We start from the raw sequence: 21,829 nt of genomic DNA on the forward strand, positions 1-21,829 counted from the left end.
AATGCAAACCTATCTATACACTGCCTTAAAATGCATAGCTCTTAAACATTAGCCAAATAAGCATCTATTTCATCTACCGTTGCTCTTGCTGTTCTAGAAACCCCAATTAATGTTGCAGATGCCATGCCTGTCCATTCCCCATAGCCAACCAACCAAAGGTTATTTACTTTTATTGAGCGTCCATCTTTCACAGCAACTGTCTGATCAGGTTCTACTACATCAAGACTTCTTAAGTGATTCAATGAAGCTTTAAACCCTGTACACCAAATCACAGCATCTACAGCTTGTGTTGAACCATCAGCCCATATAACCGAATTCTCTTCAAATGCAGTAAAAGGTTCTCGGCTATGCAATACGCCACGTTCGCGTGCCTCTTTTACACTGTCAATCATGACAATATCACCTAGACCACCAACAGGCTGATCAATCACACGACCTTCCTGTTGGGCTTTTAAACGTTCAGTTGCCCGAAGAAATAAAACACGCCCATCAACATCATCAGATAAAAATTGAGGTGGTGTTACTGTGACCCAAGTGGTATCGGCAACTTTTGAGACTTCGGCAAGAATTTGTGCCCCTGAGTTACCACCACCAACTACGATCACTTTTTTATTAATAAAAGGCTCTGCATTTACATAATGTGCTGAATGCGTTTGTAATCCTTCAAATCGTTCATGTCCTTCATAATGCGGAATATAAGGCTGACTCCATGTCCCCGTAGCACTGATCACCACTTTTGCTCGCCAATATTGATCACCAGCATAAACATCTAAGTAACCAGCTTTTTGTTCGATATGATCGACATGAACAGGTCGAATAATCGTAAATTGATAGCGTTGCTCATATGCCGACAAGTAGTCAATCACTTCATTTCGCGTTGGGTAGGTTTGTTCAGTTGTTGGCATCATCCAGCCTGACAACGAGCTCCAAGTATTTGGAGAAAAAAGACGAAGCGATTCCCAAGCATGTGACCATGCACCACCCGCCTGAGATTGATCATCTAAAATAATAAATGGAATTTTCTTACGTTTGAGGAAATAAGCTGTAGCAAGTGCTGCCTGACCACCACCAATAATGACTACATCGACTTCAGCTTGTAATTGAGTCAAAGCATCTCTCCTATTATTTATTGTCATAATCAAAATTTAACGCCCAGTCTGCAACAGACTGGGCGTATTTCATATAATTTTCAAACGTTTAAATGAGTCTTTCAATTGCTCAATTGATCAAGATACTTTTCGGCATCCAAAGCTGCCATACAGCCTGAGCCTGCCGAGGTAATTGCTTGACGATAAATGCTATCAGCAACGTCACCCGCAGCAAACACACCTGCCACAGAGGTTGCTGTTGCATTACCTGAAGTGCCACTTTGTACTTGAATGTAGCCATCACGTAGGTTAAGTTGACCGTCAAACATACCTGTATTCGGTTTGTGACCAATAGCAACAAATAAGCCCTGAACTTCAACGTCTTGTGTGCTTCCGACCAAAGTTGACTTCAAGCGAACTGAAGTAACACCAGTATTATCACCTAAGACTTCATCAACTTGATTGTTCCAAAGAATACTAATTCTGCCTTCTTTTTCTTTGGCAAAAAGATGATCTTGTAGAATTTTCTCTGAACGCAAACTCTCTCTACGATGAACTAAGGTGACATGTTCAGCAATATTAGAAAGATAAAGCGCTTCTTCAACTGCGGTGTTACCACCACCCACGACCATAACTTTTTGGTTCTTATAGAAGAAACCATCACAAGTCGCACAAGCACTGACACCTTGACCCATGAATTTAGCTTCTGATTCAAGACCCAAGTATTGTGCTGTCGCACCTGTAGCAATAATCAGTGCATCACAAGTAAATTCTTCCATGTCGCCTTTAAGCACAAATGGACGGACACTTAAATCAACTTCATTGATGTGGTCATACACAATCTCTGTGCCAAAGCGTTCAGCATGGACTTGCATCCGCTCCATAAGTACAGGACCAGTTAAACCTTCTGAGTCACCCGGCCAGTTATCTACCTCAGTGGTCGTTGTTAATTGACCACCAAGTTGTATACCCGCAATTAATGTGGGTTTTAAGTTTGCGCGTGCTGCATATACAGCAGCACTATAACCCGCAGGTCCTGAACCTAAGATCACTAATTTAGAATGTCTCTTTTGCATTTCTAATCACCTAAAGTTTATAAGCTACGTTGATTGACACGCTTAGATAATTCTTCTGCCGACTCTTTTCGCTCTGAATAACGATCTGTGAGGTACTGACTTTGTCCACGAGTGAGCAAGGTGAACTTATATAGTTCTTCCATTACATCGACAATTCGATCATAGAAGGATGAAGGTTTCATCCTTCCATCTTCTTCAAACTCTAAAAAAGCTTTTGGAATAGATGATTGGTTAGGAATGGTGATCATGCGCATCCAACGGCCTAAAATACGCATCTGGTTTAAGCTGTTAAAGGACTGCGAACCGCCACTAACCTGCATCAATGCCAAAGTTTTTCCTTGCGTTGCTCGAATTGCACCACCTGCCAATGGTATCCAGTCAATTTGTGATTTAAAAATCGAACTCATTGAGCCATGACGTTCAGGTGAGCACCACACCATCCCTTCTGCCCAAGCGAGTAAATCATGTAACTCTTTCACCTTTGGATGCTCAGTGTCCGCGTCTTCAGGTAAGGGCAAACCTTTCGGATGAAAAATTTTTACTTCAGCACCAAACTGCTCCAAGATACGCCCTGCTTCCATCACCGCCAATCGGCTGTATGAACGTTCGCGGTTAGAGCCATACAGCAGCAAAATACGTGGTGGATGATCCAGCTCTTTAGCTTGTACTTTTTCTAAAGTAGGTTGATCCAAAAGATTCATATCTACATTCGGGAGAGTCATAGAAATTACACCTCTTCTTTAAAAAACTTTTTTCTGAGCCATAAAGACACGCTAACTAAAGCAATCAATACAGGCACTTCAACCAACGGACCAATCACTGTGGTAAATGCCACAGGTGAAGCTAAACCAAAGGTTGCAATCGCTACAGCCAGCGCTAACTCAAAGTTATTCCCAGCAGCAGTAAATGAAATTGCTGTTGTTTTAGGGTAGTCATTCCCCATCCATTTGCTCATAAAGAAGCTAATGAAGAACATCACGATAAAGTAAATCGTCAATGGAATGGCAATACGTAAGACATCTAGTGGCAAGCTCACTACATCGTTCCCTTTGAGGCTAAACATCGCCACAATCGTGAATAATAAAGCCAACAAACTCAGTGGACTGATCTTAGGTAAAAAGACATTTTGATACCAATCAAGACCTTTAGCTTTCACTAGAGTGAATCGTGTAATAAAGCCAAGGAAAAATGGAATTCCCAAATACACTAATACCGCATGGGTAATCGTCCAGAAATCGACATTGATCACTTGCCCTGCAACACCAAAATATGGCGGTAAGAAAGTCAGAAATAACCAAGCATAGGTACTAAAAAACAAAATCTGGAAAATACTATTGAATGCCACCAATGCAGCTACATATTGGTTATCACCACAGGCTAAACCATTCCACACCAAAACCATCGCAATACAGCGAGCTAAACCGATCAAGATCAAGCCTGTCATGTACTCTGGATAGCTATGCAAAAAAATAATGGCTAATGCAAACATCAGTACTGGTGCAATCACCCAGTTCTGTACCAGTGACAAAGTTAAAGTTTTTTTATCTTTAAACACTTGTGGTAGCGCTGCATAATCCACTTTGGCTAACGGTGGATACATCATCAGAATCAAACCAATCGCTATTGGAATATTGACAGAATCAATACTCATTTTATCCAAAGCGACGGAGGCTTGCGGAAAGAACACACCTATCGCAATCCCCAATGCCATGGCGATAAAAATCCATAGAGTGAGGTTACGATCTAGAAAGGATAATCTTTGTTGAGCCATGATGTTCTCATTCAATATGCGAAATTTGATTGATTGCTGCAATCAAATCTGGGCGAGACATATGAGTTGTATCTATTGCCAATAAAGCGTCTAAGCGGCGGTTGATATGATCAACAGTAACTTGGAATGCTTTTAATTTTTCTTCTTTCGGCAAATCTAAATGTGAAGGATCAGCCAAGCCCCAATGGGCCTTGATCGCTCCACCCAAATATAGTGGACACGCTTCCTGAGCTGCTGAATCGCAAACAGTAATCACCACGTCAGGTTGATATTGTTCACAGTCATCAATGGTTTTGCTCCACAAACCATCTGTTGAAAGACCAAGATTCTCTAAAGTTTCTATGGTCAATGGATGTACTTGCCCTGATGGCTTACTACCTGCACTGTAAGCTATCCACCCTTCAGGCGCGCGGCTGTTAAAAAGAACTTCTGACAGGATGCTACGGCAACTATTTCCAGTACACAAAAAAAGAAATTTCATACTCTGTTACTCACAATAACTATTTATTTGGATATTTTGGGAAGCTTTATTCGCTATGGTTTGACTGCTTACCAAAAGATTCAGAACGTCATGGCACCACATTGGTAATTGCGGATTAATGCTGTAATACACCCATTGGCTTTGTCTCCTGTCCTGTAAGAGACCAGAAGAACGCAATAACGCTAAATGCCTAGAAATCTTTGGCTGACTCAGTTGCAACTTTTCAGTCAAATCACAAACACATAATTCTTTATTCTCAGCGACTAAAGTCACGATATTTAGTCGAGTTTCATCTGATAAGCATTTAAAAAAATTAACTTGGTCCATTCTTAACTCCCATTCACTTATTTGGATATGCGGATAATCACATACAAAAAGTAAAATTTTTAATTCACTCGTTGACCATTTTCATCAATCACTTTTTCACCATCCTCTTTCGTAAAGGCACCCTTCTGAGGTAATGGTAGAATATCTAAGACAACTTCAGAAGGACGGCTTAAGCGAGTGCCTAATTCAGTAACAACAAATGGTCGATTAATCAATATTGGATGATCAAGCATAAAACTAAGTAACTGCTCATCACTCAAATCACTACGATCAAGGTCTAAATCCCGATAAGGATCTACATTCTGGCGAATGGCCTCTCTTACTGTTAATTTTGCATCCTGAATCAATTTAACTAATTCGTCATGACTAGGTGGTGTAATGAGATATTCAATCACAGTTGGCTCAATCCCTGTATTACGGATCAAAGCCAAAGTGTTGCGAGATGTCCCACAAGCTGGGTTGTGATAAATCGTCACAGTTGATGAAGTTGTCATCGAATTGAGCTCTTTTGATAATTTATAATATCTTTATATTCGAATTACCATATATATGCAATACCATATGTTTTGTTTTTTATTAGAGAATAAGGCTCTTTTGAAAAGAACCTCATTACTATCAAAATTCTATCTACTAAATCATCCTATTTTTTTAACTTAGCAGCTACGACTGTGTATGTTTCTCCCTCAGCCTTTAATTCAAAATCAACTTTTTGCCCTACTGCAAGCCCATTCAATAATGCAGGATCAGCAACTTTAAAGCCCATGGTCATCGCAGGCCATTTAATCGCAGGAATTGCCTCATGATCGAGTGTCAAAATATTTTCTTTCGTATCAATAGCCGTAATCACTCCAACTGCTTGAGTTGTCGTTGCTGTAGATGATTCTTTACTCATCTGCTCCATAGGCGCTTCCGCTTTCTTTTGCTCTGACGCCTCATTTTTACTACATGCACTTAACGCAGTAACAGTGGCAACAAGAGCGACAATTTTAATAAATTTAAACATAATAAAACCTCTTTGAACGAAATAAGAAAACTATCAAGATTTTGATAGTTTTCTTTTGATTAAAAGCTGATATGCAGCGGGAATAACAAACATTGATAAAAGTGGAGCTGAAATCATGCCCCCAACCATAGGTAAAGCAATACGACTCATCAATTCAGAGCCCGTTCCAGTTCCTAAAAGGATAGGAATCAAACCCGCCAGAATGACAGCTACAGTCATCGCTTTAGGGCGAACCCGTAGTACTGCCCCTGTACGAAGGGCATCATTGAGTTGCTGCTCAGTTAAAGATGATAAATTTTGTTGAGCATGTTCTATCGCCTGCTTTAAATAAAACAACATGACCACTCCAAACTCTGCGGCAACACCGGCAAGTGCAATAAAGCCTACTGCAATGGCAATTGAGAAATTATAACCACTGAAATACATTGCCCAAATACCACCAATTAAAGCGAATGGTAGAGTCAGCATAATCAGAGCAGCATCTTGTACTTGTCTAAAAATCAGATACAGCAATAGAAAAATGATCATCAAAGTGATTGGTATTACTACCTTTAGGCGAGCATTTGCTCTTTCCATAAATTCAAATTGACCTGAATAACTAATACTCATACCCGCAGAGCGTTTCACTTGTTGGTCAATAGACTGTTTCAAATCCCGAACAACGGAGGCTAAATCACGTCCTTGTACATCAACATAGACCCAACCACTTGGACGAGCATTCTCACTTTTTAACATCGGAGGACCATCTGTGATTTGAATGTTGGCAACACTACTCAAAACAATTTGCTGACCTGATTCAGTCAGAATTGGTAAATTTCTTAATGCCTCAAGTGAATCTCGAATTTCTCGCGGATAACGTACATTAATAGGATACCTTGCTAACCCTTCAACAGTTTCACCAATATTTTCCCCACCAATTGCTGATGACACAATTTGCTGTACATCGGTGATATTGAGACCATAGCGTGCAGCTTCCATTCGATTAATATCGATATCAACATATCGCCCACCAGTGAGTCGTTCAGCTAAAGCTGAGCTAACACCGGGCACTTTTTTGGCAACCTGTTCAATTTGTTGTGCTACCCGATCAATATCTTGCAAATCATTTGCTGAAATCTTGATCCCGATTGGGCTTTTAACCCCGGTCGCCAACATATCAATTCTGTTACGAATAGGCGGCACCCAGATATTTGTTAAACCCGGTACTTGAACAGCTTTATCCAGTTCTTTTATCAACTTATCTGGTGTCATACCTGAACGCCATTCAGATCGTGGTTTAAACTGAATCGTGGTTTCAAACATTTCTAAAGGTGCAGGATCTGTAGCCGACTCTGCTCGCCCAGCTTTACCAAATACAGTGGCAACCTCTGGAACAGTTTTAATCATTCGATCAGTCTGTTGAAGTAATTCAGAAGCTTTTGCTGCGGACAATCCCGGTAAAGCTGAAGGCATATACAGTAAATCACCTTCATCCATATTAGGCAGGAACTCTCCACCTAATTGCGTTAAAGGAAAAAGACTGATAAGAAAAATGAGTAACGCACCTAATAACGTTGTCTTTGGATAAGCTAAGACTTTATCTAACATAGGACGGTATATTTTGATGAGAAAACGGTTTAATGGATTCCGTTGTTCAGATGGTAACTTCCCGCGAATCCAGTATCCCATCAAAACTGGAATCAATGTAATAGATAGCCCCGCAGCAGCAGCCATGGCATAAGTTTTAGTAAATGCCAATGGAGAGAACAATCGTCCTTCTTGTGCTTGCAAAGTAAAAATGGGAATAAAGGATAAAGTAATGATGAGTAAACAGAAAAATAAAGCAGGCCCAACCTCACTGGCAGAACGTGTAATGATGTCCCAACGCTCTTGTATTTCTAAAACTCGATCAGGATGTTCATGTTGCCAAGCTTCGATATGCTTATGTGCATTTTCGACCATAACCACAGATGCATCAACCATAGCACCAATCGCGATTGCAATCCCACCCAATGACATGATATTGGCATTTAGTCCCTGATAATACATCAATAAAAAGGCTGACAAGATTCCCAAAGGCAAAGAAACAATCGCAACCATTGCTGAACGTAAATGCCAGAGGAATAGCCCACAAACCAAAGCCACTACAATAAACTCTTCAATTAATTTATGGCTGAGATTCTCTACCGCCCGATCAATCAATTGACTGCGGTCATACACAGAAACAACTTGTACACCTTTCGGTAGACTTTGTTGTAATTCAGCAAGTTTTTCTTTTACAGCAGTAATGGTTTCACGTGCATTTTTACCAGCACGTAAAATCACAACACCTCCAACAGTTTCCCCTTGTCCATTGAGTTCAGTAATTCCACGACGCATTTCAGGACCGAGTTGAATCGTTGCAACATCTCCAAGAGTGATTGGAACACCTAAATCGTTTGTACGTAACGGAATCTGCCGAAAATCTTCTAATGTTTTTAAATAACCTGAAGCTCTCACCATATATTCAGTTTCAGCCATTTCTAGGACTGAACCGCCAGTTTCCTGATTTGCCTTTTGAATTGCTTCAATTATGCTTCGCTGAGTTATACCGAATGCTGCCATTTTGGTTGGGTCTAAAACAACTTGATATTGTTTAACCATCCCCCCAATTGTGGCGACCTCAGCCACATTTGGTACTGTCTTCAGTTCATACTTCAAAAACCAATCTTGTATGCTTCGCAGTTGTGAGAGATCATGTTGCCCTGTTGGATCAACCAAAGCATATTCGTAGATCCAACCAACACCTGTAGCATCTGGTCCTAATGAAGATTTTGCATTTGCAGGCATTCTTTCTTGTATTTGATTGAGATATTCCAATACACGAGAACGTGCCCAATAAAGATCAGTATGTTCATCAAAAATGACATAAACAAACGAATCACCAAAAAAAGAATAGCCCCGAACAGCTTTAACACCGGGTACTGATAACATGGTCGTTGTTAAAGGATAAGTCACCTGATTTTCAACAATTTGTGGTGCTTGACCGGGAAAATTAGTTCGCACAATCACTTGTACATCAGACAGATCTGGCAAAGCATCAACCGGAGTATTCTTGACAGCCCAAGTTCCCCAAACGGCAAGAACTACAGCAGCTAATAAGACAAATACTCGATTTGTAATTGAAAAACGAATAATACGGGCGATCATAATGGTTCTCCCGTTTAGTTCTGCATAGATGTCATAGACATCTTGGAAATGTCAGAAATAACATAAGCATCCCCAACACGTGTAAAACGAAAACTGACCTGCTCGCCTTGCTGAATTTGGGTAAATGGTTGTACTGGTTGTTTAAAGCTCATGGTCATAGCCCCCCACCCCAATTCAGCAATTGCATGATGTGAAATGGTAATGTCTTGAGCTGTAACTTTTTCCACTTTACCAATGCCTTGGTATATTGATGCCTTAGTCACTTGAGATGATGTAATCGATTGTCCAGTGTTCAGCTTATCCAGTACACCCTGTAAATTGGCCTCAGAATCAATTAGGAATTGTCCCGAAATCACGATTTTCTGACCAGCGTTCAAACCCTGTAGAATTGCTATTTTATTTCCGTCACTCTGTCCTAACTGTACAACAACAGGTTCGAAACGCCCTTTTTCATGTGCGACAATAATAATATTACGAGTACCTGTACGTATAACAGCTTGCTCTGGCACAACTAAACTGCTTTGAGGATTGTTGGAAAATTTGACAGAAGCAAACATTCCGGGCTTGAGTTGCCCCTCTCTATTGGGTAACTCAATACGAACTTTTATGGTTCTGCTTGTAGTATCTAATGTCGGTAAAATATCAATGACTTTGCCAGACACTTTTTGAGGGTACGCAGCAAAAGTTGCTTCGATTTTATCTCCTCGCTTTATCCCAGCAATTTGCGTTTCAGGCACTGCTGCTTCTAACCAAATTGGATTCACGCCTTTAATGGTGGCAAGTGTTTGCCCCATAGCTAAAGCCATTCCACTACGAACTTCTAGTGAGTCAATGAATCCACTCAAAGGAGCACTCAAAGTCATATTAGACTGTACTTGATGTGTCCGTTCGACTTGATGGATCACATTTGGTGGGATTCCCAGAAGCTGTAGGCGTTGTCGACTTGCTTGAATAAGAGAACGGTCTCCTATTTTAAGTACTGCCAAAAACTCAGTCTGTTCCCCAGTCCACTCAGGGATTGAAATATCAGCAATCGGACTCCCTTGAGTCACTATATCCCCGACTGCATGGCCATAAACACGCTGAACAAAACCACTTGCTCGTGTTTGCAGAATTGCTACCTGTCGTTCATTCGCTTGTAATATGCCATTGGTTAACAAGGTATTGCCCATTACAGCCTGTTCGACTGTGGCATAACGAATGGCTAGATTTTGTTGAAGAGCTGGATCAATCTTTACTCCTGCACTTTCAGTTATTCCAGAAGTACTTTCATCCGCATACTTAGGGACTAACTGCATATCCATAAAAGGGGATTTCCCTGGCTTATCAAAATGCTGTTCTGGTTTCATTGGATCGTACCAGTACAACACTTTAGCAGTTGCCTGATCACTTACAGTTTGCTTTTCATCATTTTGATGCGCATACCAATATCCAATCCCACTACCGACTCCCAAGCTGCCCACAATCAAGCCAGCAATTACAAATGCCAATTTATTTTTTAACATTATCTTGACTCCTCAGCATGGTTTAAGGTGGGTTCTACAAAAGAAAAATAGAGCTGGGCTTTGATAATTGCTTGCTGTTGTTGTAAATCGATGAGACGTAATCGCTGATTTAGTAATGCTTGTCGTGTCTCAATGACATCTGACAAATTGGCTTTACCAGCCTGATAACTTGCTAACTGTAAAGTTACTTTTTCTTTAGCCAAAGGAAGTGTACTTTGAACGGTACGTTGGATTTGTCTTTCAAGAGCTTTTAAATCCGATAGCCCCTCATCTAACATGGTGAGATGGTCGCGGTATTTTATCTCCTGATCTGCTGTAATCCGATTTTGTTCAGCTAATGCTGCCTGAATGAGCGGACCACTACGTTTTTTTGAAAATATTGGTAGTTCTGTTGTCAGTTGTACACCAATCATATCTCCAAATTCAGGAGCACGATGCTGATAGGCAAGCTCAATACCCCAATCTGGTTTTTGAAGGGCTTGGGCTTGCTTAAGCTTTGCTTCAACAGTTTGCTTTTCTGCTTGGAATGCTTTTAGTTCAGGGTGTTGATGCAGATGATGATATAAACGTGATGTATCAAAATTAATTATAGGTTCTTGGGTAGGCAAACTTTCTATTTCAGTTGTACCACTAGAATCCTCACTGATTAATCGGTGTAATTCTAGTTTTGCCTTATTTATATCTCGAAGCAAATCATCTTTTTGATCAAGCAAAATAGTTTTGTCCAGCCTAGGGGAAATTGTATTAGCAACCATGGTTCGACCAGACGCAACCTGTGTTTGTGTAATCTGGGATAGCAATCCATTTTCTGAAAGAAGGTCATCATATAACGCCAGTTTACGCTCAAGATAAAAACGTTTAAGCCATGCCGATGCTACTTTTTGACGTAACTCAATTCGCAGAATTTCTGTTTGAGCATTTGCTGAACCCAATTCAGCTTTTGCTAATTCAACTTCAGCTAATCTTTTGGCACGATTTGGAAAATCTTGCATGATGCCAATCTTTTGCATCGTCATCCCCTCTTGTGTGACAGACCATGCAGCATCACCTGATACAGGGTAATTATCGAGACCCACAAATAGTTTAGGATTGGGCAAAATACCTGAAGCTGAAACTATATTCTCAGCACCTTCAATCTGAGCACTATTAGCTCTTAGAGCAGGCGCATATCGCTCAGCAAGCTTCAATGCTGTATCCAAAGTCAGTGGCTGGGCATAAGCATGTCCATAACTCAAGAAAAAACAGATCGTCGCAATCGAGCATCCACCCCATTTTAGGGACAGCTTTCCTTTATTAAAGTTCATATTTTTAGCTCTAAAATGATGTACACGCGCACGTGCAGAACACCCATAGAAAACTCTATGAATGATGAAGAATCATCAAATTAGTTAAAGCGTGGGGGTTTCCATAAATTGGAAAGATCAGATGAGATGAAATTTTGATTTAATGGAGAAAAAGTAGACTGTTCCGCAGGTAAAAAAATCATCGACTGCAAAACATCCAGCGCTGTAGATGTATATGCAATTTTAGAAAATGACATAATACAATCTTGCTTAGACATACATGATGGATCATGTAATTGCTTCTTAATCTTTACCTCAGCTTTCATACAATCCATGTGCATAGCACTTGCTTTTTCATGATCTTCAGAATTCATCATTTGCATGGATTGTGTATCTTGAGATGACATTAAACATGGGCTATGTACAGATGCAGCAGCTGCTGCCGATCCTACAATTAGGATAGCAAAAGATAAAAACAGCGATAAGCATGTCCTTAACAAGTGCATAACATCAAGACCAAAATTTAACCTTTTTAGTTTTACAGATTATCCTGTAAATAACAATCCTATAATTAATTAAACTAATTCTTTAAACAGCGGTTGTTGGTTTATATCAACAACCGCCTTCTAAATTAAAACCGACTTATAACTTGATAAGTTATAAAGGAAAATAAATAAGCCAATGAAAAGAGATAAACAGCCATTACGACTGGTTGTTTCCAACTCCCTGTTTCTCTTCGAATGGTCGCTAGTGTTGCTAAACAATGCGGGGCAAAGATAAACCAAACTAACAATGACATACCTGTCGCTAGCCCCCATCCATCCGGACCAGATATTTGAGATAATAAAGTCTGGGTAACTGCATCTTCATCACCAGACATTGCATAGATCACCCCTAACGCAGCAATAATCACTTCACGAGCTGCCATTGCAGGAATCAAAGCAATACAAATTTCCCAAGTAAATCCAATCGGAGCAAATATTGGATGGATTAGATGCCCTAACTGTCCAGCAATACTATAATTGATTGGTGGCATTGTTGGATTATCAGGTGGTAAAGGGAACGTTACCAAGAACCATAATAAAATAGAAAGTGCGACAATAATTCCACCAACTCTTTTTAAGAATATAGTTGCTCTATCATAAAGCCCCAAAGCTACATTTCGAACATCTGGAATACGGTATGTAGGTAATTCAAAAATGAAAATACTTTCAGTTTTATCTTTTCTGACTAATTTCAGGAATAAAGAAACCAATAAAGCGGATACGATTCCTGACATGTAAAGCCCGAACAGAACTAGACCTTGTAAACTGAGCCAACCATAAACCAACTTATTTGGAATGAATGCAGCGATCAGCAAAGCATATACAGGTAATCGTGCAGAACAAGTCATTAAAGGTGCAATCATAATCGTTGCTAAACGATCTCTTTCAGAGCTAATACTTCTAGTCGCCATGACTCCGGGAATTGCACAAGCAAAGCTCGAAAGTAGTGGAATAAATGAACGCCCACTTAAACCAGCTTTAGACATCAGCTTATCTAACAAAAAAGCAGCTCTAGGTAAGTATCCCGATTCTTCTAAAATTAAAATAAAGAAAAATAAGATCAGAATTTGAGGCATGTACGCGAGTACACTACCAGCACCTGCAATTACACCATCAACGACCAAACTTCTTAAAAGTGGATGAGTGGTCAGAGGTCCTATCGCCCCACCAAACCATGAAATCGAATCCTCAACAAAGGAAATTAATGGTTGAGCCCAAATGAAAACAGCCTGAAACATTACAAACATGGTAAAGGTCAATATTAATAATCCAAAAAATGGATGTAAGAATATTTTGTCTAAGAAAGCCGCTCGTTTATCACCATTATCATTCTTCAATATGACCTGTTTTGTAATATCTTTGATTTGGTCGAAATGATTTAGATCAGAATGATAAGGGGAAATAAACAAATTTTTTTGGTCTAACTGCGTTAATAAACCCTGAATCCCTTTTGTCTTTACAGCTATCGATTCAACAACAGGAATACCTAAGAGCTGAGATAATTTTGATGTGTCAATCGAGATACCACGTTTTCTAACCTCATCCATCATGTTAAGAACAAGTAACATTGGTCTGTTTAAAGCTCTGACTTCAAGTACAAGACTTAAATGAAGATGAAGATTCGTAGCATCCACAACACATACAAAAATATCAGGTATAACTTCACCTTTTAACTCGCCAAAACAGACTGCTCTAGTTACTTCTTCATCTAAACTACTTGGCTTTAAACTGTAAGTCCCAGGTAAATCCAGTACTCGTACAGTATCGCCAGAAGGTAATTTAAAAAAACCCTCTTTCCGTTCTACCGTTACCCCAGCATAATTAGCAACTTTTTGACGAGTCCCTGTGAGGGTGTTAAAAAGTGATGTTTTACCGCAATTGGGATTACCAACGAGTGCAATATTTTTAGTGTTCATTGGTAATCTCTACAAAAATTCGTTCTGCTTCATTTTTTCTTAATGCGAAACGTGAGGTTTCAATTTGAACCAATACGGGGTCACCACCAAAAAGCCCTTTTGCAAGTACTTGTAAGGATTCACCTACTCTAAAGCCCAGCAGTTCTAAACGCTCTAGAACAGGATCATTTTTATCTTGATACTGATCACCCTTTTTAAGATCAATGATTTTTACAATTTGGTCTTGCTTTACTTGAAATAAATTCATTGTCTGCACCTTATTTCAACGCCAAAATTTTTCTAGCGCCGTTAAGCACGAACAATGAAACGAGGATACCAATAATCAAATCAGGGTAAGCTGAGCTAGTCCATGTCACAAGTACACCGGCAAAAATGACTCCCATATTAACGATTACATCATTTGCGGTGAATATCCAACTTGCTTTCATATGGGCACCTCCATTTTTGTGGCCTGTCAATAAATAGAGACAGGCAACATTTGCAATAAGTGCACAGAAAGCAATAATAATCATTATGCTAGATTCAGGCTCACTACCTAGAATAAAGCGCCTAATCACATCAACAATAACAACAAGAGCTAATGACAATTGAATCCAACCAGCGAAATGAGCTGCTTTTACTTGGTACTTAGCTGCTTTTCCTACTACATAAAGTGCTATACCATAAACAGCAGCATCAGCAAACATATCAAGAGAGTCGGCAATAAGACCTGTAGATTCGGCGATAATGCCACTTATGAATTCAATAAAAAAAAGAACACCATTGATCGCTAATAATAATTTTAGTACTTTCGCCTGCTTAGTTGGATCAGGTGCTTCAGGCAATTCCCCCGTAGCTTTTACCGTTTCCACAAGCTTTGCACCAAAGCCAAGGGCTTCAAGTTTTGTGGTAATTTCATTAATCCCATTGGTATGGAAAACAACTAACTGTCTTTGCGCCAAATCAAAAGATAAACCTTTAACTTCATACAAGGGAGAAAGTGCCATTCTTACCATTTGCTCTTCTGCCGAACAATCCATCTTCGGAATCAGAAAAGTACTAGCTTCTTGTGCTTGTTCTTTATTTTCATAAACTTCAGTTTTATTTAATTTTGCCCCAAATCCAAGAACTTCAAGTTTTGTAGTGATTTCATTACTTTCACCATTATGCAGAACTTTTAGGTTTCGGTTCGGCAAATCAAAAACCAAGCTCTTAACATCTATCAATGAAGATAAAGTCATCCGAACCATTTGTTCCTCTGCGGAACAATCCATTTTCGGGATGCTATAGTCACTGATGAAAGCCACTATACTTTCATTGCCACGAACTTGCTCTGGTAAATTTATAGTATCTGGGCCACAGCATGAATTCGACGGCTTAGAGCACGGCTGGTTACTACCGCAGGAATCTTTTTCATCAGGGGTAGGTTCTTGCTGTACCTCATTATCGCAACAAGAACTTTTGCTTTCTTCTGTAGCTAAATCTTTAATTTTACAAGAATCTGTTTTTGATTCATTTTGTTTTTGCTTAGTGTCTTCACAAGAACTTTCTTGATTACAACCGCAACCACTCATTGATGTGCCTATAGTCATATCTTCACGTATTGCATATTAAAATCCCTATAGCTACTATAGAGTCAATAGATCAGGTGACTTGAAATGAACTTAAAAATTGGTGAATTATCTCAGCTATCCGGTTGCCCTGTTGTTACAATACGGTTTTATGAAAAAGAAGCTTTATTACTAGCCCCTAATCGTTCGGAAGCTAATTATCGACTTTATAACAAAGACCACTTAGAGCGACTTCTATTTATTCTTAATTGCCGAACTTTGAATATGAGCTTGGACGAAATAAAAATTTTATTAGCATACAAAGACAAACCTTGTGGAAACTGTAGTTCTATTAACATCTTAGTTGATAAACATATTCATCAATTAGAGCAGAATATCCAAAAACAGATTCAGCTTAAGCAACAACTTTCTGATTTAAGAAGTAAATGCTCTGGTTTTTTGGAAATTAACTCTTGTAAAGTACTTGAAGGGTTATCCGTAAGTTTAAAATAATTAAGAATGAATAATGGAATATCACCATTATTCATTCTTAATAAAATATTTAGAAAACTAATTCAATACCTGCCCCGTATAACCACCCCTTTTCAGAATCTGTAGCTTCTTGAAAAGTTGTTAATTTCTGCCCTTTTTCATATTGATAAGCGACATCAACAAATGGTCTGATACGCTTATTAATCTCGTAACGAGTTTTTATACCTGTCTTTAACTCAGACAAACCTGACTTTGCAGCAAAATCAGAATTATCATTAAGCACAATATCTGCTGCAATATATGGCTGAGTAATTAGCTTTTGAGTGAGTAATAAATCTCGATCAAACTCAAAACTGGCTCCCCAAAAATTATTTTCACCACCATAAAGGTAAGCTTTTGTCTCAAAGAAATAAGGAGCAAGACCTAATAATCCAATAACGCCATCAATGCGATTACTATTACGGTTATTTTTGTCCTCACTATACCTTACCCCAGCTTGAACATCCCAAAATGGTGCAACATTTCTACTGTAAAGAGCTGATACATCATAATTGGGATCATTACTCTCTGCTTTATTCAGATTGGCTTCAACAAACATTCGATTTTCATCTGTTCCAATCAATGTTTCGAAACTCGAACCTAAACTGCCTTTACCATCTTTATCAACTATCCACTCATTGGAAAATTTAGTTGTTTGGTAAATCTGCCCACCATGCTCGTTCAGATGTTTATCATGATTTTGGCTAAGAGTTAAAGTTTCAATTCCTTTGTCTTTTGAAGTTTTTTGAGCAACATTGCGTTCAACATAACCTAATCCGCCTGATTCTCTTAAAAGCACATTCATACTTGAAGTACTCTTATTTAGATTTTCAGTCGAATTATCATTCGCAAATGCCATACCTGCTAAACCAATTAAAGCAACTGATAAAAGTGTTTTTGAAAAAAGTTTTTTAGTGGTTTGCATGTTGATTCACTCCCTTATCATTTGCATGGGGTTGGGCAACGATACTTTTTGAATCAACATCATTGCTATCTACATTTGCCACAATGAGTTTGTTCATCATTCCAGCTGCCATGTGATATAACAAATGGCAGTGGATAGCCCATTCACCTAATTCATCAGCAGTAAGTAAAGTTGTAACTGTTTTCCCCGGTGGCACAATGATCGTGTGTTTATTTGGCATATTACTTGGATCTTGACCATTTTCAAGCTGCATAAACATACCGTGCAAGTGCATTGGGTGAGCCATCATACTGTCATTCACAAATTTCAAGCGTATACGTTCCCCATATTTCACTTTGAATGGTTCTGTTTCATTAAACTTCTTACCATTAATTGTCCAAATGTAGCGCTCCATATTCCCACCAAGACGGATTTCCATTTCACGTTCAGGGGCACGAGTATCTGGTTGAGGATTTAGAGATTGTAAGTCACTATACTGGAGTGCTTTTTGACCAACGGGTGTTGAAGCATTCGCCCAACCATATACAACATCACCATTCTTTTCTTGTGTAGATGCATTAGATGTAGTCATTTGCATGCTATGGTTCATACCTGACATAGATTGATCTTTTGAACTACCTGTCATAGATGACATATCGTGATCCATGCCTTTCATTGAAGACATGTCATGATCCATACCTTTCATCGAAGACATGTCGTGATTCATGCCCTTCATTGAAGACATATCGTGATCCATGCCTTTCATTGAAGACATATCTTGATCCATGCCTTTCATTGAAGACATGTCATGATCCATACCTTTCATCGAAGACATGTCATGATCCATACCTTTCATCGAAGACATGTCGTGATTCATGCCCTTCATTGAAGACATATCGTGATCCATGCCCGCCATAGACGACATATCATGCCCCATCCCCATATCTTCCATAGTTAATAAAGAACGAGGACGTGACTTCGGCATTTTGATTTGATTTATTGGAGGAGTATTTTCATCATGTAATGAACCAACTGAAAAGCCACTCCTATCAATTGATTCTGCTTCAATTTGATAATTTGATTGTTTAGGTTCTACGATGACATCATACGTTTCAGCCGTTCCTATTCTGAATTCATCAACAGGAACAGGTTTCACTGGCTGCCCATCTGCACTGACTACCGTCATTTTCAAGTTAGGGATTCTGACGTCAAAGAATGACATTGCTGAGGCATTAATGAACCGAAGACGTACTTTTTCACCCGTCTTAAAATTACCAATCCAATTTTGTTCTGGAGTCTTACCATTCATCAAAAAAGTATATTTTGTCACATCAGACATATCAGTCTTGAGCATTCGCATCTGGTTCCACATCGAACGGTCTTGCCATGTTGCTTTTAAACCATCTTTTTTAATTTGTTTAAAAACATCAAAAACAGTTTCACGACGGTTCTGATAATAGTCAGCTTCTTTCTTTAGATTATTCATGATTTTATCACTAGTTGAATCATGAAAATCTGAGAGCAATACAACATAATCCTTATCTGTTTTCTCATCTACAGTTAAAGGTGTCCTATTTTTTGGGTAAATGACTAACGGACCATACAAGCCCTCTTGCTCTTGACCTTTACTATGCGAATGATACCAATAGGTACCATTTTGGCGTACCTTAAACTTATATTCATAGGTCTTACTAGGGGCAATACCATCAAACTGATTAAATCCGGGTACGCCATCCATGATGCCCGGTAAAATTAAACCATGCCAATGAATAGAAGAATCTTGTTTTTTTAGCTTGTTATGGACACGAATAATAGCATCATCACCTTCCTCAAATTCAAGAAGAGGTGCAACAAATTTCCCGTTGACCGTAATTCGTTTTAAAGGCTTACCTGTGATATTCACCGTTTGCTCAGCGATTGTTAAATCATATTCTTTAACCGCTGCCACAACCCAAGTTGATGAAAATAAACCTACTCCTATTAAAAGGACATGACTTAATTTTTTAGACATTTATTTCACCTATCTAATATAAAGATGGGGAGCTCAAGCAAACCAATTATTCGCTTTAATCTCCCCAATCTTTCATTTATCGTATTTGTTATTTATTTGATGTATTTGACATGTTCATCTTTGAGTGGTCCATGTTCATCATATTTGAATGATCCATATTACCCATTTTAGACTGATCCATATTCATCATCTTAGAGTGATCCATCTGAGACATATCAGCCATATTGCCATGCTCATGCTGACTATGATCCTGTTGGGTTTTCTCATCATTCTTCATATTACAAGGTTTTTGGCATTTCTCTGACATTTTTGAGTCCGCTTTAGTTTCAGTGACTACAGTGGTTCCCTGTTTAGCATCGGCTGCCCAAGACTGAGTTCCTGCAATTAAAGTTCCAATACACATAAGTGTAGTTAAGCTACGACGGAATAGAGTTTTCATGTTTTGCTCCAAAAATTAACTTTATACAAATACCTTAAAGGCTACCACTGAACATCTATGTGACATGAAAATGACATTTTTGTAATCTACAAGGAATTAACTATTTATAACGTTATGATAGTCTTAGTGAGTGTGATGGGGTTTTATAAATGAGAATCTTACTAGTTGAAGATGAACAAAAAACTGGTGACTACCTTAAACAAGGTCTATCAGAAGCTGGGTATATTACGGATTGGGTCACAGATGGATTATCTGGTAAACATCAAGCGCTTTCTGAAGAATATGACCTCATCATTTTGGACGTTATGTTACCAAAATTAGATGGCTGGAATATCATTTATGATATTCGCAAAAGTGGAAAGACAATGCCTATTCTATTTCTTTCAGCGCGTGATCAAATTGAAGATCGAGTTAAGGGATTAGATTTGGGAGCTGATGACTACCTAGTCAAACCTTTTGCTTTTGCTGAGTTATTAGCACGCATTAAAAGCTTACTCCGTCGAGGACAACAAAAAGAAGATAGTAATATTATTACTATTGCAGACCTTGAGCTTGATCTACGTAAACGTCGAGTCACACGTGCTGGTCAACGGATTGATCTTACAGCCAAAGAGTTTGCTCTTATGGAATTATTTATGCGTAGACGTGGTGAAATTTTACCACGCGCACTCATAGCTTCTCAAATTTGGGATATGAATTTTGATAGTGATACCAATGTAGTAGAAGTTGCTATTAAACGATTAAGAAATAAAATTGACAGCAACTTCACCCCTAAGCTAATCCAGAACATACGGGGTATGGGCTATGTTTTAGAGGTTGAAGATGACTCGTAAATTGTTTAATGCAATCAGCTTTCGTATTGCAATCATCTTTTCTCTCTCTACAATTACGATCTTAATGATTATGGGATTGGTCATTCATCAACTCGTAATGCATCATTTCGAAGCTCAAGACCGAACTCAATTAGAAGGTAAAATTCAACTTATAGAGAATCTATTAGAACAGAATCCTTCTAATTCTCAAGAATTGAATTTATATTTAAAAGATGCCTTGATTGGACATCACGACCTGATTGTCCAAATTGAACGTCCAACGGGTCAAATTATTTTTAGCTCAGCACCATCACTAATTCATCCCCGAGCACTCAACAAATCAAAACAAGATCCATGGCTTGAATGGGAAATTAAAAATAAGACTTATCGTGGCTTAATTTATAAAAAGACTTTTGATCATAATGACTCGTTTATATCAGCTCAAATTATCGTTGGAATCGATACCTCTGAGCATCTACATTTCTTAAATGACTTTAGACGTCAACTTTTATACATTGGATTTGTGGGTACAATTTGTTTAATGTTCTTAGGATGGTTCGCAGCATGGCGAGGACTACGTCCAGTACAACAAATGGCAAAAGTAGCAGAGGGTATCTCAGCTCAACATCTTTCTGAACGTTTAGAAGTAGCAAATACTCCAACCGAACTTAAATCACTGGCTGTCGCTTTTAATGACATGTTGGATCGGCTAGAAGCCGCTGTAGAAAAACTTTCAGATTTTTCATCTGATCTTGCTCATGAAATAAGAACACCTATTAACAATTTGATGACCCAAACTCAAGTATGTTTATCACGTAGTCGAGATATTAATACTTATCAGGAAGTTCTATTTTCAAATTTAGAAGAGTTTGAGCATTTAGCTCGCATGGTCTCTGATATGCTATTTTTGGCAAAAGCAGAACATGGTCTACATTTACCTAACCTACAACAAGTTAATTTAGTTAAAGAAGTTTCAGCATTATTTGATTTTTATGATGCTATCGCTGCTGAAAAGGGAATGTCACTCGAACAGTGTGGTTCAGGTAGTATAAAAGGTGATCCTTTAATGCTACGCCGCGCTTTAAGTAACTTGTTATCGAATGCAATTAAATATGGCAAATCAGATTCGGTCATCAAAATCACATGCCAACAAAACTTTGATACAACAACATTCATCATTGAAAATGAAAGCTCCCCACTATCATCAGAACAACTTAATCGGTTATTCGATCGTTTTTATCGAACAGATGTATCTAGACAGAGAGTTGAAGAAGGTACTGGCCTTGGTTTAGCAATTACCAAATCTATTCTTGATGTGCATGGAGCTTCCATTCAAGCGACTTATAACGAGGGACATATTTCTTTTAAAATTATCTTTAAAAATTAGTGATATCTCGGTTATTAAGCACTCATTCTAATGATGCTTACCACTCATTAACT

At 38.7% G+C, this 21,829-nt stretch carries 21 protein-coding genes; 3 read left to right on the forward strand and 18 right to left on the reverse strand.

What is annotated here, in order from left to right:
• Nucleotides 1-41 precede the first annotated feature (41 nt).
• The 15 genes from GBI66_RS14100 to GBI66_RS14170 form a co-directional block, all read right to left on the reverse strand.
• Nucleotides 42-1,109, reverse strand: a complete 1,068-nt coding sequence (locus tag GBI66_RS14100; RefSeq protein WP_151716547.1) for an ArsO family NAD(P)H-dependent flavin-containing monooxygenase — start codon at nt 1,107-1,109, stop codon at nt 42-44.
• 101 nt (nt 1,110-1,210) lie between these two features.
• Nucleotides 1,211-2,164 carry a thioredoxin-disulfide reductase gene (gene trxB / locus GBI66_RS14105; RefSeq protein ID WP_151716548.1) on the reverse strand — a complete coding sequence of 318 codons (954 nt, stop codon included), beginning with the start codon at nt 2,162-2,164 and terminating at the stop codon, nt 1,211-1,213.
• Nucleotides 2,165-2,181: 17 nt separating this feature from the next.
• On the reverse strand, nt 2,182-2,886 hold the full coding sequence (arsH, locus tag GBI66_RS14110) for an arsenical resistance protein ArsH (protein ID WP_000174605.1): 705 nt from the start codon (nt 2,884-2,886) through the stop codon (nt 2,182-2,184).
• Nucleotides 2,887-2,891: 5 nt separating this feature from the next.
• Nucleotides 2,892-3,935, reverse strand: coding sequence for an ACR3 family arsenite efflux transporter (gene arsB / locus GBI66_RS14115; protein WP_005206994.1), 1,044 nt, complete (start codon nt 3,933-3,935; stop codon nt 2,892-2,894).
• Between the two features lie 7 nt (nt 3,936-3,942).
• Complete coding sequence (locus GBI66_RS14120; protein WP_005206993.1) at nt 3,943-4,416, reverse strand: arsenate reductase ArsC; 474 nt, start codon at nt 4,414-4,416, stop codon at nt 3,943-3,945.
• Between the two features lie 6 nt (nt 4,417-4,422).
• Nucleotides 4,423-4,743: a metalloregulator ArsR/SmtB family transcription factor gene (locus tag GBI66_RS14125; RefSeq protein ID WP_005206992.1), complete on the reverse strand. Its 321-nt coding sequence runs from the start codon at nt 4,741-4,743 to the stop codon at nt 4,423-4,425.
• Between the two features lie 59 nt (nt 4,744-4,802).
• A complete protein-coding gene (gene arsC, locus GBI66_RS14130; protein WP_004699732.1) occupies nt 4,803-5,237 on the reverse strand; it encodes an arsenate reductase (glutaredoxin) in 435 nt (144 codons plus the stop codon).
• 146 nt (nt 5,238-5,383) lie between these two features.
• Nucleotides 5,384-5,746, reverse strand: a complete 363-nt coding sequence (locus GBI66_RS14135; RefSeq protein WP_004699729.1) for a copper-binding protein — start codon at nt 5,744-5,746, stop codon at nt 5,384-5,386.
• 33 nt (nt 5,747-5,779) lie between these two features.
• Nucleotides 5,780-8,914, reverse strand: coding sequence for an efflux RND transporter permease subunit (locus GBI66_RS14140; protein ID WP_004699728.1), 3,135 nt, complete (start codon nt 8,912-8,914; stop codon nt 5,780-5,782).
• Nucleotides 8,915-8,928: 14 nt separating this feature from the next.
• Nucleotides 8,929-10,419: an efflux RND transporter periplasmic adaptor subunit gene (locus tag GBI66_RS14145; protein ID WP_004699726.1), complete on the reverse strand. Its 1,491-nt coding sequence runs from the start codon at nt 10,417-10,419 to the stop codon at nt 8,929-8,931.
• Nucleotides 10,419-11,723, reverse strand: coding sequence for a TolC family protein (locus GBI66_RS14150; RefSeq protein ID WP_004699724.1), 1,305 nt, complete (start codon nt 11,721-11,723; stop codon nt 10,419-10,421). Before GBI66_RS14150 ends, GBI66_RS14145 begins: the two co-directional genes overlap by 1 nt.
• 80 nt (nt 11,724-11,803) lie before the next feature.
• Nucleotides 11,804-12,208 (reverse strand): hypothetical protein, encoded by a 405-nt coding sequence (locus GBI66_RS14155; RefSeq protein ID WP_004699723.1) that lies wholly within the window; start codon nt 12,206-12,208, stop codon nt 11,804-11,806.
• A 125-nt stretch (nt 12,209-12,333) separates the two neighbouring features.
• Entirely contained in the window at nt 12,334-14,163 is a 1,830-nt protein-coding gene (locus tag GBI66_RS14160; RefSeq protein ID WP_151716549.1) for a ferrous iron transporter B, read from the reverse strand.
• On the reverse strand, nt 14,153-14,410 hold the full coding sequence (locus GBI66_RS14165) for a FeoA family protein (protein WP_004722330.1): 258 nt from the start codon (nt 14,408-14,410) through the stop codon (nt 14,153-14,155). Before GBI66_RS14165 ends, GBI66_RS14160 begins: the two co-directional genes overlap by 11 nt.
• A 10-nt stretch (nt 14,411-14,420) precedes the next feature.
• Nucleotides 14,421-15,716, reverse strand: a complete 1,296-nt coding sequence (locus tag GBI66_RS14170) for a cation transporter (protein ID WP_151716580.1) — start codon at nt 15,714-15,716, stop codon at nt 14,421-14,423.
• An 84-nt stretch (nt 15,717-15,800) separates the two neighbouring features.
• Between GBI66_RS14170 and cadR the strand changes: the two genes are divergently transcribed.
• Nucleotides 15,801-16,205 (forward strand): Cd(II)/Pb(II)-responsive transcriptional regulator, encoded by a 405-nt coding sequence (gene cadR, locus GBI66_RS14175; RefSeq protein ID WP_004699715.1) that lies wholly within the window; start codon nt 15,801-15,803, stop codon nt 16,203-16,205.
• Between the two features lie 49 nt (nt 16,206-16,254).
• Here cadR and GBI66_RS14180 read toward each other — a convergent pair whose 3' ends face one another.
• The 3 genes from GBI66_RS14180 to GBI66_RS14190 all read right to left on the reverse strand — a co-directional run bounded on the left by GBI66_RS14180 (nt 16,255) and on the right by GBI66_RS14190 (nt 19,577).
• Entirely contained in the window at nt 16,255-17,148 is an 894-nt protein-coding gene (locus GBI66_RS14180) for a copper resistance protein B (protein WP_125318919.1), read from the reverse strand.
• Nucleotides 17,135-19,138, reverse strand: a complete 2,004-nt coding sequence (locus tag GBI66_RS14185; protein WP_151716550.1) for a multicopper oxidase domain-containing protein — start codon at nt 19,136-19,138, stop codon at nt 17,135-17,137. The genes GBI66_RS14180 and GBI66_RS14185 overlap by 14 nt, the downstream gene beginning before the upstream one ends.
• A gap of 88 nt (nt 19,139-19,226) precedes the next feature.
• Nucleotides 19,227-19,577: a hypothetical protein gene (locus tag GBI66_RS14190; protein ID WP_002058521.1), complete on the reverse strand. Its 351-nt coding sequence runs from the start codon at nt 19,575-19,577 to the stop codon at nt 19,227-19,229.
• A gap of 149 nt (nt 19,578-19,726) precedes the next feature.
• On the opposite strand from GBI66_RS14190, the gene GBI66_RS14195 reads away from it, so the two are divergent.
• Nucleotides 19,727-20,410 (forward strand): heavy metal response regulator transcription factor, encoded by a 684-nt coding sequence (locus GBI66_RS14195; protein ID WP_151716551.1) that lies wholly within the window; start codon nt 19,727-19,729, stop codon nt 20,408-20,410.
• Nucleotides 20,400-21,776 carry a heavy metal sensor histidine kinase gene (locus GBI66_RS14200; RefSeq protein WP_119054920.1) on the forward strand — a complete coding sequence of 459 codons (1,377 nt, stop codon included), beginning with the start codon at nt 20,400-20,402 and terminating at the stop codon, nt 21,774-21,776. The genes GBI66_RS14195 and GBI66_RS14200 overlap by 11 nt, the downstream gene beginning before the upstream one ends.
• Nucleotides 21,777-21,829: the final 53 nt, after the last annotated feature.

The sequence above is a fragment of the Acinetobacter sp. TUM15071 genome (genome assembly GCF_008980925.1).
Lineage (GTDB): Bacteria > Pseudomonadota > Gammaproteobacteria > Pseudomonadales > Moraxellaceae > Acinetobacter > Acinetobacter dispersus.